The sequence below is a fragment of the Mesorhizobium sp. M0954 genome (assembly GCF_040319155.1).
Taxonomy (GTDB): Bacteria; Pseudomonadota; Alphaproteobacteria; order Rhizobiales; family Rhizobiaceae; genus Mesorhizobium.
The window spans coordinates 1-16,430 of the sequence record NZ_JAMYNR010000041.1 but is presented as its reverse complement, the minus strand read 5'-3'; the positions used below and the strand labels follow the sequence as shown (position 1 = coordinate 16,430).

The following is a 16,430-nucleotide window of genomic DNA, read 5'->3' as shown; positions in this document are numbered from 1 at the left end:
TTGATGTCTGACCTCGTCCTCGTCAGTTAAGCTCAGCTACACAGAATGTTAAGAAACGAAAATTGAGCCGAATGTCAATCGGTCGCACAGTGGTCCCGGAAGGAGATACAGGATGGAGCCGAGTTCAACCCAAAGCTTGGGTAGCGCCGGCAACGTGCCGGGAGTTGGACAGGTATTGACCAGGAAGCCCCTGATCGAAGCTGCCAATATCGAGAAGAGTTATGACGCAACCCGTGTCCTGCGGGGTGTGAGTTTTCAGGTCCGGGCCGACGAAATCCACGCGCTCCTGGGCGGCAACGGCGCCGGCAAAAGCACTCTCATCCGCATCGTCACAGGGCTGACCTCACGCGAAGCCGGCGAGATTGGCTTCGCCTCGTCGAAGGCCGACCACAACAGCCCGATCATCGCGGTGGTGCATCAGGAGCTGGCGCTGTTGCCCGAGCTGTCCGGTCGCGGAAAACATCGGCATTGTGCATGCGAGGTCGGGCTGGTGGCAGATCAGCCGTCGCCGCACGCGCGAAACTGCGCTCGGAGCGCTCCAGCTGATCGACCCAGCGATCGGCGAAGCGATCATCGATAATGCCGGCACGCAAATTGTCCCTCCACGAAGGCCAGATCGTCCAGATCGCTCGTCCCCTTTCCACCGGAGCCGAAGTGCTGCTTCTCGATCCCGGCGATCCGGTTGGGGAAACGCGCTGGCTGCAGGAGATCGCCAACAAGCGAGGCTTTCCGCATGGCATCGTCGGCTATGCCGACCTGTCCCAACCCGACGTCGGCGACCTCCTCGACCGCCACATGGAATATCCGAACTTCCGCGGCATGCGGCAGCCGATGAATTATCATCCCGACCCCGCCAAGACCTATCTGGCGCGGCCGGAGGTCAGTCGTACGCCCGAATGGCGGCGCGGCTTCCGGGAGCTGGCGAAGCGCGGGCTGAGCTTCGACCCGCAGCTCTACTATCCGCAGATGAGCGAGTTCCTCGAACTGGCGCGCGACTTTCCCGACGTGCAGATCATTCTCAATCACACCGGCATGCAGGTCGACGGCGCCGAGCATTTTGGCGCCTGGAAAAAAGGCATGCACCAGTTAGCGCAAGCGCCGAACGTCGCCTGGATCTCGGGCCTCGGCATGGGCGACTGGACTTGGACCACGTTCTCGATCCGTCCTTATGTCGAGGAGGCGATCGCAGCCTTCGGCGTCGGCCGCTCGATGTTCGCGACGAACTTCCCCGTCGACAAGCTGTTCTCGAGCTTCGACGCCATTTTGAACGCCTTCAAGGAAATTACGATCGCCCACCCGCACGAGGAGCGGCTCGCGCTGTTCCATGACAACGCAGCCCGGTTCTACCGACTTTAGATCACCGGCAAACAGAAATAGCAGGAGAGTTCGACTTGTTGCTGAAGGGCAAGGCCGTGGTGATTTCGGGGGCCGCGGGCCCCCGGGGAATTGGCCGCTCCACGGCAGCGCTGATGGTACAGCACGGGGCTCGCGTTGCAATACTCGACCTCGATGACGGGCAAGCGCGTGACGCCGCTGCGTCGCTTGGACCCGACCATATCGGCCTTGCGTGCAACGTCGCGGACCTCGACGCCTGCAAGAGGGCGGCGGCGCAAGTGACAGAAACCTTGGGCAGGATCGATGTGCTCTGCAACAATGCGGGCGTCACGCAGCCGGTCAAGACGCTGGAGATCAGCGCGGCTGACTGGGACCGCATCCTCGATGTCAACCTACGCGGCGTGCTCCATCTCAGCCAGGCATTCATCCCGAACATGCGCGAAAATGGCGGCGGCTCGATCATCTGCATGTCGTCAGTTTCGGCCCAGCGCGGCGGCGGCATCTTCGGTGGCCCGCACTATTCGGCTGCCAAGGCGGGTGTTCTGGGGCTTGCCAAGGCCATGGCGCGCGAATTCGGTCCCGAAGGCATCCGCGTCAACTGCATCACACCGGGCCTGATCCAGACCGACATCACCGGCGGCAAACTGACCAACGCCATGCGCGCCGACATCATCAAGGGAATCCCGCTCAGCCGGCTGGGCGAGGCGCGCGACGTAGCCGGCGCCTATCTCTTCCTGGCTTCCGATCTGGCCAGCTACATCACCGGCGCCGTGATCGATGTCAACGGTGGGATGCTAATCCATGGCTGAGTGGACAACGGAGCTTGAGATGCCTCGCGCTGGCAGCAATGTCAGCCTGGCCGAACGAGCCTATCGTATCCGCCGACACGCCGTGCGGATGGGTCAAGTCCAGGGCCAAGGTTATGTCGGACAGGCGCTGGGTGTCGCCGACGTGCTTGCCGTCGCCTATTTCCATGCGCTTCGTTACCGGCCGGAGGACACGTTGTGGGAGGGACGCGACCGCTTCCTGCTGTCGATCGGACACTATGCGATCGCGCTCTACGCGGCTCTGATCGAAGCGGGCGTGCTGCCGGAGGAAGAGCTCGAAACCTATGGCAGCGATGAAAGCCGTATGCCGATGTCCGGCATGGCGCCATACACGCCCGGCATGGAGATCACCGGCGGCTCGCTCGGTCACGGCCTTGGCATTGCCGTTGGCATGTGCATGGGGCTGACGCGCAAGCGAAGCGACAGTTTCGTCTACAATCTTTTGTCCGACGGCGAGCTCGGTGAGGGCTCGACCTGGGAAGCCGCGATGTCGGCCGCCCACCACAAGCTCGACAATCTCATTGCCATTGTCGACTTCAACAATCAGCAGGCCGATGGTCCGTCGACGGCCATGCTCTCCTCCGAACCGGTGACCGACAAGTTCGAGGCGTTCGGCTGGCATGCGCAGCGCGTCGACGGCAACGACATCGAGGCGGTCCGCAAGGCCTTCGACATGGCGCGCGGCCTGAAGGAACCTCGTCCGCGTGTGATCGTTTGCGATACGCGCATGGCCAAGGGTGTGCCATTCCTGGAAACCCGCGACATCACGCATTTCATCCGCGTCGAACCGCACGAATGGACGTTAGCGCTCGAAGCTTTGGAAAAGGGACGTCCGCGTTGAGGTTGTCAAAGTTCGCGCCGCGCCACGCCGCCAATGCCGGTGAGCGCAAGACCACATCGGCGATGATCGCGTCGATCGCGCCCGATGGCGTACCGACACGCAATGCGCCGTTCGGGCACACACTGGCCAGACTGGCGCACCAGCGGCCCGGGATAGTTGGCCTGACGGCGGACCTCGCGAAATACACCGATCTCCATGTCTTCGCACAGGAGCATCCGGACCGCTTCTATCAGATGGGCATGGCGGAGCAGGTGCTGATGAGCGCCGCCGCCGGCTTGGCGCGGGAGGGTTTTACGCCCTTCGCCACCACCTACGCCGTCTTCGCATCGCGACGTGCCTACGATTTCATCTGCATGGCGATCGCCGAGGAGAAACTCAATGTGAAGATCGTCTGCGCCTTACCGGGGCTGACGACCGGCTACGGCCCCAGCCACCAGGCGACGGAGGACATCGCGATCTTCCGCGGGATGCCGAACCTGACGATCATCGACCCTTGCGACGCGCTCGACATCGAACAGGCCACGGAGGCGATCGCGGACTACAACGGGCCGGTCTACATGCGGCTTTCGCGCGGTAAGGTTCCTGTCGTGCTCGACGAAGACGACTATACATTTGAAATCGGCAAGGCGCGAATGCTGCGCGAGGGCGCGGACGTATTGTTCATTTCCAGCGGCCTGATGACCATGCGCGCGCTGGAGGCCGCGAAGGCGCTTGAAGCCGACAGGATCGGCTGCGCCGTTCTGCACGTTCCGACGATCAAACCTCTGGATACGGAGGCGATACTCGCTGCCGCGCGCCGTTCGGGACGGCTGGTGGTGGCGGCGGAGAACCACACCATCATTGGTGGCCTTGGCGAAGGCGTTGCCGCGCTGCTGATGCGCGAGAGAGTGACCCCAGTCTTTCGCCAGATCGCCCTGCCCGACGAGTTCCTCGACGCTGGCGCGCTGCCGACGCTTCACGATCGCTACGGGATCTCAACTTCCGAGCTCGTGCGCCGCGTCCGCATTTGGAGCGAATGAGAAGTAAGAGCTCTCCCCACACAACAGTTGAGTCATCGACCTTGACCTTGCCCCTCTTATCTAATCCGGTTTGAAGTTCGTTCTGGCCCATCGAGAGGACCAGGACATGAAACGTAGCCGCTTCTCTGAAGAAGCAGATCATCGGAATTTTGAAGGAACATGAGGCCGGGGTATCGGTTGCCGATCTGTGCCGCAAGCACGGGGTCAGCGACGCCTCGATTTACAACTGGAAGGCCCGCTTCGGCGGGATGGATGTCTGCGAGGCTCGGCGACTGAAGGCTCTGGAGGACGAGAACACGCGGCTGAAGCGGCTTCTGGCCGACGCCATGCTCGACAATGCCGCGTTGAAGGATCTTGTGGGAAAGAAATGGTGACGCCCGCGGCCAAGCGGAAACCTTTCCAGCGACCAGATCGATCAACTTCAACGCCGACTGCAACGGACCAGGCGATCAAGGAAAGGTGCATCATGAAGCATTCGCGGAGCCGACAATAGCCGACGCCATTCTCGACCGGATCATCCACAACGCCCATCGCATCACCCTCGAAGGCGACAGCATGAGAAAGCAAAAAACACCGCCGCCCTTGACCGGCGCCGAAAACGGCGAAATCAATCGCAAATGACTTCAACCAGGCAACCGAGCGCCGACTCCATCCTGCTGTCCGCGAATTAGTGAAACTGCTGTCCGCGATTTAGCGGAACGACTGTCCCGTTTTTGCGAAATACGCACGTCCGACGCAGCTTGCGTTGACAGAGGCGGTTTTACGCGCAGTTGCAATAGCACTTCCGCCGGCCTATTTTTGTGGAGTTCAATTGTGCTTCGGCCAAGGGCGCTTTGGGCGCCGGACCGGCCCCGTGTAAACCTCATTAAAGAGAGACGAACCCTGCCATGGAAGAATTCTTATCGCGCATCGCCACTGGTGCCGGCATCGGCCCGGCTCTCGCAGAGAAGGCCGTTGGGTTAATGCTGGGTTTCCTGCAACGCCACGCGGCCGACGGTCCCGTTGCGCGCATGATCGCGGCCATTCCCGGAGCTTCGGAATTAGTGGCGAAGTATCATGGCAACGACCCAGAGGGCGGAGGCGGCCTCATGGGGCTCGGCCAGCAATTGATGAGTGAGGGTCTCAGCATTCTAAAGATCGCCGCCATCGCCAACGAGACGATCGCCTTCGCCAAGGAACATGCCGGCGACGAACTCGTGGACGAGGTCCTCAATTCCGTTCCTGGCCTTCCCCAGTTCGTCTGATCAGCGGCAGCCGGGGCGCATGACCTCGTGCGCCCGTGCCGGCCCGTCTGCGCAGGTAGGCATTCTCCGCCGAGCGCTCCGTACCGATCTCGCCAGACCACCAACCGCCGGGCACGCGAAGCGAGCGTTGGAGTACTTCATTCGTCTCTCCCAAAATCGACCGCAGGCGAACCGATGTGTATAACTTCCGGCGGTAAGGGTTTATCGTGAACGCTTTCGATGAAGCCCGCGAGATAAGCAAACGTATTGTATTTCTCAAGAACCAACCGCTTCGCCTCTTGTATTGCGCCGCGACGCTCCTTCCAGAGGTCCGAGTCGATGATTTCTTGAATTTTTTGGATTACGTTCTTGTCCTCTGGGTCAATCAGAACCATTGAGTCGGAAGGGAAGAACCTCGTGATTGCCGGGCTGCCGTAATAGATCGGCATTGTTTCAGCAACGAAGCAGTCCATAAGCTTCTCTGTAAAATAGTAATCAGCACGAGTATTCTCGAAAGCTATACTGTAACGGTACGGTGCGAGTGCGTCCCATTTATCTCCAATCAGCCGAAAACCTCGGCCGAACAGGTCAAAATCGAGCTCCTCTCTCAGCCGTTCCAGAAACGCCAGCCGATATCGATGCCCTTTAAGCAGGGCGATGTTACTGGTAATCCATGAGAGCCGAAGCGGCTTGTCCACGACTTCGCTGACCAGAAGTTGGTCATATGTCTTTGTTACAGACCAAGACCGAGTGATAGGTGGAGACAAAACGAATCGGCGCTCTGCATTCTGCCGAGCAGCCAGCTCTGCGTCAGACGTCAGGACGATGGTATTTTTCCCCTGCCCTTCATGAAATGCGCGATGAGCTTTCGTCGGCGGTTCGCCGATTGCAAAAATTGTCCTGTTTGGACTCGCCTCGATATCAACAGGGAGCCCAAAAATAGAAGCAGAGTTAAAGACAATATGCCAATCGGGCGCGAAGGATGTCCTGCGTACAAAAGCGACATTGTTCCAGATTCCACTGCCCTTTGGAGTGAGATGGTGGATTGCATCATCCAAAACGCCCCAAGAATCCAGACATGTAGCAACAATGGGCGCCGGACGTTCCGTCAACAATTTGGTCGACAAAGCACTTCCACCCCATTCACTTCCGTTGGACCGGGAGCAACTCGTGCATCGGGCGCAAGACCTCTCTGCGCCTGAAATAGCTCGCGATCCTGATCGGTATCAAACACACGATTCTGTGCGACTTCGCGATTCTGTGCGACTTCGCGCCATTCGACAACTCATCTCTAAGACCGCGGGAATCCCTTCACTCGTGAAGGTACTCAATCGCCATTTCGGATTGCGGTAAGATTGAGCAGCATAAACCTTCCGGGACCCGCTGTCGAGGCAATTGTCGCTTTGCACCTAACCAGGTTCTTCCTCACTTTGTGTGGTGATCAGGCCGGTTGAGTGGCAGCATGCGTGCCCTCTAAAATATGGAAGTTGACTACATTCTTATTATTAATCGGGATATACGACCAGTTTAGAGGCGGCTCGCCTCTCACAGGCGACGTTTGCAGCGGCGACGGCAGATCGAGATATTGGCGGGTTGATGCTGGGGCTTTGTCCGAAATCTGTGGTCCGATTTCGGACGAAGTGACGGTCAAGATGTCCGAAATATGCTACGAATTTCGGACAAGCTTCACACACAAAGCGCCGCGGCTTTGCCCGACATCATCGATATCGTCATGCAGATGGGCGATGCCGACCTAGCCTCGTCCCCTCCCCTTCCAGCCATTGCCAATCCCAGCCTGCCTGCGCAGCTTGAGGCGCTCGCCGGCCGCGCGCGCGATTATATCGAGGCGGCGAGTTCGGCCAACACGCGCCGCGCCTACGCAGCCGACTGGAAGCATTTTTCGAGCTGGTGCCGGCGCCAAGGCATCGAGATGTTCCCGCCCGATCCTGAGGTCGTCGGGCTCTATATCGCCGCCTGCGCGTCAGGTACGGCCACTGGCGACAAAAGGCCCAACACCGTTTCAACCATCGAGCGCCGGCTTTCGTCGCTCTCCTGGAATTTCGCCCAGCGCGGTCAGCCGCTCGACCGCAAGGACCGGCATATCGCCACGGTCATGGCTGGCATTCGCAACACCCACGCCTCCCCTCCCCGGCAGAAGGAAGCGATCCTGCCCGAGGATCTGATCGCATGTTCGAGACCCTCGACCGCGGCACGCTGCGTGGTCTGCGCGACCGCGCCATGCTGCTTTTGGGTTTCGCCGGCGGCCTTCGCCGATCCGAAATCGTCGGCCTCGACGTCGGCAGGGATCAGACCGAGGACGGGCGCGGCTGGGTCGAGATTTTTGCCGATAAGGGTCTGCTTGTCACATTGCGCGGCAAAACCGGCTGGCGCGAGGTCGAAATCGGCCGCGGCTCCTCCGACGCCACCTGCCCTGTGGTCGCTCTGCAGACCTGGCTAAGACTGGCGCGCATTGCGCACGGACCGCTGTTTCGGCGCGTTGCTGGTCAAGGCAGAGCCGTCGGTGCCGATCGCTTGAACGACCAGGAGGTCGCACGCCTAGTCAAGCGCACGGCGCTCGCCGCCGGCGTGCGCGGCGATCTGTCGGAGGGCGAACGGGCCAAGAAATTCGCCGGCCACTCACTGCGCGCCGGCCTCGCCTCGTCGGCCGAGGTCGACGAACGCGATGTGCAAAAACAGCTCGGCCATGCCTCCGCGGAGATGACCCGCCGCTACCAGCGCCGGCGCGATCGTTTCCGCGTAAATCTCACCAAGGCGTCCGGGCTCTGATGCCCCCGTTTTGTCCGCTGGGATGAGGCGGTCAGATCTCAGGCGATAACAATTACCTCATCGAGCACAGCGAGCGCTGTGTCCAGACTATCGGCGGCCGACGCTTCGTAGTCAGGCATGATCATCAACTGCGTTATGGCACGGCCCACAAATTCCGGGTTTAGCTTTTCCAACCGATCCTTGGTCCGGGAGACCTGTTCCGGGAATGCGCGCAGATTGAAGCGAACAAATGACGAGGTCTCTTATCCCCGACACGAATAGCTCGCGATCTCATCGGGATTTCCCTTACCGCCATAGGCAGCTTGAGTGGGATAAGCGCAGATCGGCTGGTGCTTGCCGGGGAATGCCTTGCTGCCAGCCGCGAGAGAATCTGGAGCCTTGTCTTGGTTTATCCAGCCCTCGATGGCGGCCAAAGGATCAAAGTCGTCGAAGGCTCGGCCATCGCCGCAGTGGGTCATCCCCGGGATTATGAACATGCGCACGAAACGGCGAGCCGCTTCCAAATCGCCGCCGCTTGTGACCTCGACGACTTGCTTGTACCAGCGCACCAGATCGTTGGCTGAGAAGACCGGATCGGAAAGTCCCTGAAACAAGAGCAGCTTTCCACCGTGGGCAGCGAAGCTGGCGAGATACGTGCCGGTCGCATCATTGAGCTTGGCCGTATCCGCAACGCGTGCCGGATCCTTGTCGAAGTCGAACTTCAGGGGGTCAAAATTCGGCGCCGGGGGCGTCATGAAGTAGTATTGAAGCGAGCGGGCTCCCAGAACGATGTTATTTGCATCCGACTGGGAAGTGGGGGAATTGCCCAGCTTCCACATTCTCCAGTCCGCGCCCGCAACGCCCGTATCATATGGCCAATCGCTGTAAAGCTTTTCGCCATCGGAGCTTTCCGGACCCGCGAACGCGCGGCTCATGGCCTGCACTTGACCAGCCGTGAGGCAGCTGTCCGTCTTATCGCCTTGGCAGGACAGGACCTTTGGGTCGAACCGGCACTGCTGCCAGGCGTTGATGACGCCATCCTCAATGCCATCGCGGGCATCACAGGCAGCGAGAACCGCCTTGGCGACGATGTTCAGATCCTGCTGGGAGAAGGCGCGGGATAGAATGGGATGGCCGGCCTCATCCTTGGGAGCGATGCTCATGTACTGGCGAGTATCCCAGGCTTCGGCAATGTTGGCGGCACTGAGACGAAAACCCGGGCTACCTGCAACAATGCCGTCGAACTCGAGCGGATATCGCTGAGCCGCTATCAACGCCTCACGACCGCCATTCGAGCATCCCATGAACACCGACTTTTTCGGAGCCGCCCCATAGAACTTGGCAATCACCTGCTTCGAGACCGAAGTGACTTTGCCAATGGAGGCGTACGCAAAATCAATGCGTGCGGCTTGATCGACCCCGAAAGCCGGATCGGGGCTTGGGTGCCCGCCATCCATGCTTACAACAGCGTAGCCGCGCAAGAGCCCGGGAGCCGCGGTCGAGTTCCGGCAAGGAATGGTCCCGACGGCCGGCGCCAGGAAGCCATCAACTGCGCCGCCGCCCTGGAAAAGGAACATGTCGTTCCAGGTCGTCGGAAGACGCACCTCAAACCGGGTGCCATATGATTGACCATCGACCCCCTGGCGTTTCCCGATAGCACCTCGGACAAGGCAGTGCCCGCCCACTTTTACCGCCTGAGGCGAGGCGCCGGTGAATGCAGTGAAGGGATCTGCGGGGATCTCCTGCGGCTTTTGAAGGCTAGCCTCGGTAAAGATCACGCTTGGAATTTTGAGCTTGGCGATGGACCGGCACGCCTGATCCGACGCGTTTGCCGCCAGTGCAGGCGCACATACACATATGATCGCCAACATCAGTGCCAGCGTGCACCCGCGGTCCCGCAGCTTGAGCCCGTTAGCCAAGAACATACCCATCCTCCCTGGATGCGCCCGATAGCCCGAAAGCTGATCGCATTGGTAGCTAGTTGTGAGCTTTCAGTAGGTTGTCCATCCGGTCCGAACCGGGAAAGCTGAGATTGTCGAAGCTTCAGTGACTCCAGGGGGACCGGATGAACATCCATAAGAATACCGGTCTGACGCCGCTCGGTCGAGAGCGGATTTTTTGCGCCTGGGCGCGCCGGCAGCACCTCGAGGTGTTGCCGCCTGATCCGCAGACCGTCGGCCTCTACATCACGGCCTGTGCATCCAGAAAGGTTACAGGAGACAAGAAACCAAACTCTGTGGCGACGATCGAGCGCCGTCTCTCCTCCGTGGCGTGGAATTATACGCAGCGTGGCGAGCCGCTCGATCGAAAGGACCGCCATATATCGCCACCGTGCCCGCCGGCATCCGTAACAGCCACGCAAAACCGTCTGTGCAGAATGAGGCCATACTTCCCGAAGACCTGATCGCCATGCTGGAGACGGTGCTCCGCAAGACCCATCAGGTCGCCCCAGGCCAGAGCAACCGGCTCGTCCCCGGGGAGGACGAAACGGTCGACCACTCCGCTTGTTCGACTTGTGTTCGGGCGACTATCCCCGCTTCTATGCATCGCGCTTCGGCGCGGCGAGCTTTGTCCAACGCGCCAAGCCTTTGAACCGAATCGCTGTAGACGGAAGTCGCGGCGAGCTTCGCGTTGTTGATCGGAGCATCGAACCAGGCGTCGTATCCGCGGTATCCACCCCATCGTCTGTCGCGCAATCTGTTGGTAGCGCGTCCTCAGCCGTTCGATCGCGGCCGTCTTTGCCGCAAACTATTATATGGCGGCCGCCGATGCCATTCGGGCGCGCAATATCTCAGGGGTTGAAGGATCGTCGATCAGTTTTCCGATGTCTTGGCGGGCCGCGATGATCTGCACATGACCCTGCAAAGATTGCGCGTAGTAGGAATACTGGTGCAACTGGTCACCCCAGGCGTCAGGATAATCGTAGAACCAATCGAACGAATGCACGCATCGCGGTTTGCCTACAGCACTGCTCTCCTGTCCCGATAGCGCAAATTCGCGGTTACCTCCGGCCACGAACAGTCGGACCAATTTTATTTGTAGGTTAGACCTTCGTCCTCGGCAAGATTGGCCAAGCGATGACTCGCTGCTGAATTGCCGGCTCGCGCGTGATGAGCGCGAAGGCGTCAGGTGCCCCCGCCGTCAAGACTCAAGCCGCAACGCAATCAGGCGGGAGTGGCTTCCGCTAGGTGGGGATGGACTGGCCGCCGAAGTCAGAAGCAGCAAGCCTGGAGCATAATGGAAGACCTCGACCATGTGAAGCAGGCCGTGAAGGGCGACCTAGCCTATTTGCAGCCACCTGCTCAAAGCCGCGACATGAAGCCAGCCGCCAGCCTGCTATGTTCGACAGCAACCGTTCAGCTTGCTGCCGCCGACCGCTTGAAAACGATGGTCACCTTCGTCCCTTTGTTGGCGCTGGACTCGACGGCGAGCTGCGCCTTGGCGTTCTCGGTCAGCGAGCGCGCGATCAGCGCTCCGAGCTTGCCTGGCTTGGGCCACGTCTCGCCTTCCGGCAGGCCGACTCCGTCGTCCGCCACTATAACCCGGCAGCCGTCGCCATTGACGATGCTGTGCAGCGTTATCGTGCCGCCGTCGCGTCCCCGGAACGCATGCTTCAGTGAATTGGTCAGCAGTTCGTTCACGACCAGTCCCGCCGGCATGGCGACGTTTATTGACACGGGATATGTATCCACCTTCATATCCAGGCGGATCCCCTCGACTGCATGCGAGCTCATCACCGCGGACGCGATCTGGCTGAGATAGACGCCAAGATCGACCTCCTCCTTCGGCTCGTCGGCCGTTAGCGTCTGGTAGAGGATCGCCAGAGCGTCGACGCGACCGGCGAGCCGCTCAAACCGTCTCCGGTCGGCCTCGGTCGCGTTGCGGCTTTCCAGCCGGATCAGCGCGGTGATCATCTGCAGGTTGTTCTTCACCCGGTGCTGCAGTTCGCGCAGCAGCGTGTCTTTCTCGCTGACACGCTCCTCCACCGAGCGCTCATCTCCCGCCTCGCCATGGGCGGATACGTCGACCAGGGCCACCAGTCGGAAGCACACCTTGCCGTTGTCGTCTTCGATCACGTTGGAATAAACGTCGACGATCGCCGGCTTGTCCTCGTTGCGCTCCAGCCTGAAGGTGCCGACCAAATCGGTTCCCTCGACCACCGCCTCGGCTAGCGGCCTGTCCTTTTGCTGATGGAGGCCCGTGCCTAAAAGGGCCGCCCAGTTTTCTTGGGTGAGCCTGGCGGCCATCAGGCCTGAGAGTTTCTCGAATTCCGGATTGGCGTAAACCACGCGCTCCTCAGCGGCAAGGTCCGAAACGGCTATCGCGATCGGCACCTGGTCAAGGAATTTCTTGAACTGTTCGCTTTCCAGTGCGGTTGCAAGGTCAGGTGTATCAAGCAACTGCTCGACCGCCTCGGCCTTCTCTGAATCCGGTGTCATTTGCGCGCCTGTTCCGTGCGGAGAATATCAACAATGCGGCGAGCCCGCCATCGCCAAAACTGGAGCTGCATCTCACGTTTCGCATCACGCATCTGACAACCAGCTCTGCATCGCGTAACGGCCGCACGTCTAGCATTGCGACCGGCCGAAGGAGAGCGGCAAGGATCGGCTACAATCCGGGTGCCTGGAATGTCGAAGCGACCGGTCAAGTGGGTACGCTGCGGAAGATCGATAGAGCAGGCATTCAGGGAGAATGAGTTCGCGTGCCGGCCTCGGCGATACGTGCCGACACTGTCAACCTCATGACCGCATGCGGGCTGAAAGAGCAGCGCTTCGCTCCAGCGGTAATTCAGGCCGCTAGCTGCCTAACTGCGGCAAGCCCATCGATCGTGTATGTTGAGACGCTATTGCCGATGCCTAAATATCGAACCCGTCATGGCAATCGTTGTGACGGGAAGCGCTCGCTTATGGGCTGTGCTGGAATGCGCATGAAGTATACGCCTGTGCGCCGCTTCGTTGATCTCTTGGCCTTCGAGGAAGTCGTCAATCTCATCGTATGTGAGACCGGGACGAGGTTCTCCAGGTCGGCGGTCGGGATCTTTTCAACAAGATCAGACGGAGCGCCCAGATACACTGCCAAGGCGCGAACTCTGCGCTTGTTCAGCCCGGAAAGAGGAAGAATGTCTGCGGCACCATCGCCGAACTTGGTGAAGAAGCCCATCAAGGCCTCGGCTGCTTCGAAGCGACTTCTGAAAAAGAAGTGTGGGTTTGCTCTCATACCCTTTGCTGAAAAATGTTGTCATAGAGCGCATGGAATGCCACGCGCTTCGAATCGGAGTAGCCATCCGGGAAGCCTGAAGCCCCTTTGAAGCGCATGTCCGGCAGCTATTCATAGTGTGGATGACTTTGATCGAAACAAACGATTTCATAACTCTTCGGAAATCTTGCATGGACAAAAGCACGTCCGCACCGATCACCCATCCAAAGGAGAAAATCTTCCATGCGCCCTGACGTGCAGTGGAGGTCGTGCCGAGAAGTGAGTTGCAACTGGCCGATCATGTCGGCGGTTCGACGCTAGTCGTCCCCAATGTTCCTGAGCTGCGAAGTCTTGCAGGCGAGCCAGCTGCCCAGCGCGATTCTGCTTGTGGCGGGCTTTTTGCCGCAGGCAGTCCGCTCGTTTGGGCAGCGGATTGGAGACCCGGCCGGCAGCGCTACCATACAACATCAGCGCACTTTACATCTACGCGGTATTGCCGGGCTTCCAGTCGGTGCCATGTTTGGCCGACGAATGACGCGATGCGGCCTCCTGCACAAGCGAAGGCGTTATCGGATGTGCGACCGGGAAGCAGGCGGACAGTGCAGCACATGTCACTCGCCTGTGCGACGGTCTTTCGGGGAATGAAATCGGGCCAGTTCACGGCGCGGCATTATTCGTCAACAGCCGCCCCTTCGCAAGGATATAGGCAGCCCGCGTCACAAGTTCGTGCTGCAGATGAAAACGGCATCGCCGGCATGCAAGTCAGCAGCCGCTCAAGATTCGATGATCCAGCCAAGCTCTCGGCGTCATGGAACGGCAGGCGCCACGATCGAAGCATCTCATGTTGATTCAGGCGGACCCTTATGAGGCGTTCTTTGATGCCGGTGATGCCTGACAGGCGGTTGCAGCTGCAAGCGACAACGCGGCCTATTTAGTTGGAAACGGTCTGAGGCAGGCCAATTTGGCTTGCCCATCACTATGTGGAGAAAGAAATGCTGTGTCTAGGAATTAGCGGCGGACTTGACCAAGTCCATGAAAACCGATTCGAGCTTCGGAACGCCTTTATGCACGATGGCGCCGCGGTGCTCGTCCGAGACGGACGGGTGATAGCAGCCGTCGAAGAGGAACGCCTCAATCGGATGAAACACTCCAACAAGCTCCCAATTCGTTCGATTCAATACTGTCTGTCAGCGGCGGGGGTTCAGCTCAACGACATTGATCGTGTCGCGCTCTACGCCAGCGAGCCCTATGCCAACGCCATGCTTGAAGGTATGTCCGCATCCCACCCGGACATTCTCTCCATTCCGTTGGATGCTAAAACGTTGGTGCAGGATCTGTTAACGCGTGAGTTCGGCACTAAGTTGGACAGTTCGCGTATTTCATTCGTAAGTCATCATCAGGCGCACGCCGTGAGCGCCTTTGCAATGTCGGGCTTCGAACAAAGTCTCATTCTAGCGATTGATGGCTCTGGTGATTTCCTATCGGGCCTCTTGGCGGTAGGGTCTGGCACAGAAATTACGCAACTCGAGGCTTTCCCCGAGAACAATTCTCTTGGGCTGTTTTATCTCGAGACGATCCGCTATCTCGGCTACGGCTTGTTCGACGAGTATAAGGTAATGGGACTCGCGCCCTACGGCGACCCCGCTCCCTATCGCGAGCTCTTCGAGCAGTTCTACGAGCTCTCCGCCAACGGCGGTGGCTACCGTGTTCACCTCGACCGCATCGGTCCGGCGTTGCTCCGCAATATCGAGGTCAGGCGAAAGGGAATGCCCTTCACCCAGCAGCATCGAGATGTGAGTGCGTCACTGCAGGAAGCGCTTGAGCGGATCGTGTTCCACATTCTCCGGCATCACCGTGAGGCCACCGGCATGAAGCGGTTGTGCCTGGCGGGGGGGGTGGCCCACAACTGCACGATGAACGGAAAGCTGCTGTATTCAGGGCTTTTCGAAGACATTTTCGTGCAACCCGCGTCTCACGACGCTGGCTGCGCATTGGGAGCTGCGCTGATAGTCTCTAACGAGATGGGCCGCCCCGCGCCGTGTGAGCGACTGCAGGAGGTCTATTGGGGTCCTGATCTCGGGAGCGAGCGCGCCGTGCAACAGGAACTGAATGCATGGGCCGGACATCTCGAGGTTGAACGCTCTGATGACGTGGCAAGCAGTGCAGCCGACTGGATCGCCAACGGCGCCGTGATCGGCTGGGTGCAGGGTCGTTCGGAGTTTGGGCCACGTGCGCTGGGCAACCGCAGCATTCTTGCCGACCCTCGGCCCGCCGCAAACAAGGACCGGATCAATGCGATGGTCAAGAAGCGCGAAGGCTATCGGCCCTTCGCGCCATCTGTGCTGGAGGAGGATGCGAGCGAATTTTTCGACCTCCCGGACGGTAGGCACGAATTTCCATTCATGAATTTCGTCGTTCGCGTGCGTGACTCAAAGCGCGCCTTGCTCGGTGCCATCACGCACGTCGACGGTACCGCTCGCCTGCAAACAGTATCGCGCAACGCCAATCCCGCGTACTGGGAGGTCATCAATGCGTTCAAGAAGCGCACAGGCACTCCAATTCTGCTCAATACGTCCTTTAACAACAATGCCGAACCGATCGTGGATTCGGTTGCAGACGCGATTGCCACCTTTCTGACGACAGAGCTGGATGGACTTGTGGTCGGGCCCTTCCTGGTAAAAAAGCGGGCTGCAACGCTGCAGGATTGGACTGCGCTTGCGGTTTCGTTGCCGCCCTATGTGTCCCTCCATCAAACCCGCGCTTACAAAGCGCCAGATCGTCGGGAGACTCACTGCGAGATCAGCACGACCCACTTCAGCAGTGACAGTGTACGAATTTCACACGACTTGTTTAATCTGCTGATGCGGATTGAGGGCGAAGCCATGTTGGGAGATCTCCTCAATACAATTGCGCCGGATCAGGCTAAGCGTGACGCTGTGATGGAGGGCCTGCGACGACTGTGGGAGCAGCGCCTCGTTCGGTTGCATCCCTCACAAGCTGCTCGCATGGATCAAGACTGCGATCAAACGCTGGACCAGCATAACAGGCTCTCAGCGTGATAGGGATGCCGCTATCCAAGCTCGGCGAATAAAGGTGTTCATCGACGCGGCCCGGCCCCGGACACCGGGGGGGGGGGCGGGCGTGTAAAACGGGTGTTTTGTGGACGCTAATTTTGGCCGGCCCGCCGCGCCAGCAAAAAACCCCGGGCGGGGGGGGGTTTGAT

General features: G+C 59.6%; 12 protein-coding genes and 5 pseudogenes. 11 read left to right on the top strand and 6 right to left on the bottom strand.

The window, feature by feature from the left end; translation table 11 throughout:
• Positions 1-112 precede the first annotated feature (112 nt).
• From NKH93_RS31350 to NKH93_RS31315, 8 genes and pseudogenes are all read left to right on the top strand, one after another.
• Positions 113-580: an ATP-binding cassette domain-containing protein gene (locus tag NKH93_RS31350; RefSeq protein WP_352457358.1), complete on the top strand. Its 468-nt coding sequence runs from the start codon at positions 113-115 to the stop codon at positions 578-580.
• 35 nt (positions 581-615) lie between these two features.
• A complete protein-coding gene (locus NKH93_RS31345; protein ID WP_352974994.1) occupies positions 616-1,356 on the top strand; it encodes an amidohydrolase family protein in 741 nt (246 codons plus the stop codon).
• 35 nt (positions 1,357-1,391) lie between these two features.
• The gene (locus NKH93_RS31340) at positions 1,392-2,144 is read left to right on the top strand and encodes an SDR family NAD(P)-dependent oxidoreductase (RefSeq protein ID WP_352453729.1); all 753 of its coding nucleotides are present in this window, start codon (positions 1,392-1,394) and stop codon (positions 2,142-2,144) included.
• Between the two features lie 19 nt (positions 2,145-2,163).
• Entirely contained in the window at positions 2,164-3,003 is an 840-nt protein-coding gene (locus NKH93_RS31335) for a transketolase (protein WP_352453734.1), read from the top strand.
• Positions 3,000-4,022, top strand: a complete 1,023-nt coding sequence (locus NKH93_RS31330; RefSeq protein ID WP_502895560.1) for a transketolase family protein — start codon at positions 3,000-3,002, stop codon at positions 4,020-4,022. Before NKH93_RS31335 ends, NKH93_RS31330 begins: the two co-directional genes overlap by 4 nt.
• Positions 4,023-4,128: 106 nt before the next feature.
• A pseudogene (locus NKH93_RS31325) lies at positions 4,129-4,416 on the top strand (transposase); the annotation flags it as partial.
• A gap of 71 nt (positions 4,417-4,487) precedes the next feature.
• A pseudogene (locus tag NKH93_RS31320) lies at positions 4,488-4,643 on the top strand (ATP-binding protein); the annotation flags it as partial.
• A 266-nt stretch (positions 4,644-4,909) separates the two neighbouring features.
• Positions 4,910-5,266, top strand: a complete 357-nt coding sequence (locus NKH93_RS31315) for a hypothetical protein (RefSeq protein WP_352453730.1) — start codon at positions 4,910-4,912, stop codon at positions 5,264-5,266.
• 137 nt (positions 5,267-5,403) lie between these two features.
• Here NKH93_RS31315 and NKH93_RS31310 read toward each other — a convergent pair whose 3' ends face one another.
• Positions 5,404-6,372, bottom strand: coding sequence for a glycosyltransferase family 10 domain-containing protein (locus NKH93_RS31310; RefSeq protein ID WP_352493678.1), 969 nt, complete (start codon positions 6,370-6,372; stop codon positions 5,404-5,406).
• Between the two features lie 611 nt (positions 6,373-6,983).
• On the opposite strand from NKH93_RS31310, the pseudogene NKH93_RS31305 reads away from it, so the two are divergent.
• Positions 6,984-8,032: pseudogene (locus tag NKH93_RS31305) on the top strand (site-specific integrase).
• A 242-nt stretch (positions 8,033-8,274) separates the two neighbouring features.
• Here NKH93_RS31305 and NKH93_RS31300 read toward each other — a convergent pair.
• The gene (locus tag NKH93_RS31300; protein ID WP_352974983.1) at positions 8,275-9,936 is read right to left on the bottom strand and encodes a tannase/feruloyl esterase family alpha/beta hydrolase; all 1,662 of its coding nucleotides are present in this window, start codon (positions 9,934-9,936) and stop codon (positions 8,275-8,277) included.
• A gap of 191 nt (positions 9,937-10,127) precedes the next feature.
• Here NKH93_RS31300 and NKH93_RS31295 point away from each other — a divergent pair.
• Positions 10,128-10,447: pseudogene (locus NKH93_RS31295) on the top strand (integrase); the annotation flags it as partial.
• Positions 10,448-10,449: 2 nt separating this feature from the next.
• Here NKH93_RS31295 and NKH93_RS31290 read toward each other — a convergent pair.
• The 4 genes and pseudogenes from NKH93_RS31290 to nadE all read right to left on the bottom strand — a co-directional run.
• A complete protein-coding gene (locus tag NKH93_RS31290) occupies positions 10,450-10,707 on the bottom strand; it encodes an aminopeptidase (RefSeq protein WP_352453904.1) in 258 nt (85 codons plus the stop codon).
• Between the two features lie 55 nt (positions 10,708-10,762).
• Positions 10,763-10,957, bottom strand: a complete 195-nt coding sequence (locus NKH93_RS31285) for an aminopeptidase (RefSeq protein ID WP_352823476.1) — start codon at positions 10,955-10,957, stop codon at positions 10,763-10,765.
• A 410-nt stretch (positions 10,958-11,367) separates the two neighbouring features.
• Positions 11,368-12,450, bottom strand: a complete 1,083-nt coding sequence (locus NKH93_RS31280) for a sensor histidine kinase (RefSeq protein ID WP_352974981.1) — start codon at positions 12,448-12,450, stop codon at positions 11,368-11,370.
• A 404-nt stretch (positions 12,451-12,854) separates the two neighbouring features.
• Positions 12,855-13,186 (bottom strand): annotated as a pseudogene (gene nadE / locus NKH93_RS31275) (NAD(+) synthase); the annotation flags it as partial.
• Between the two features lie 1,013 nt (positions 13,187-14,199).
• Between nadE and NKH93_RS31270 the strand changes: the two are divergent.
• Positions 14,200-16,266: a carbamoyltransferase family protein gene (locus NKH93_RS31270; protein ID WP_352493622.1), complete on the top strand. Its 2,067-nt coding sequence runs from the start codon at positions 14,200-14,202 to the stop codon at positions 16,264-16,266.
• The last annotated feature ends 164 nt before the right edge of the window (positions 16,267-16,430 follow it).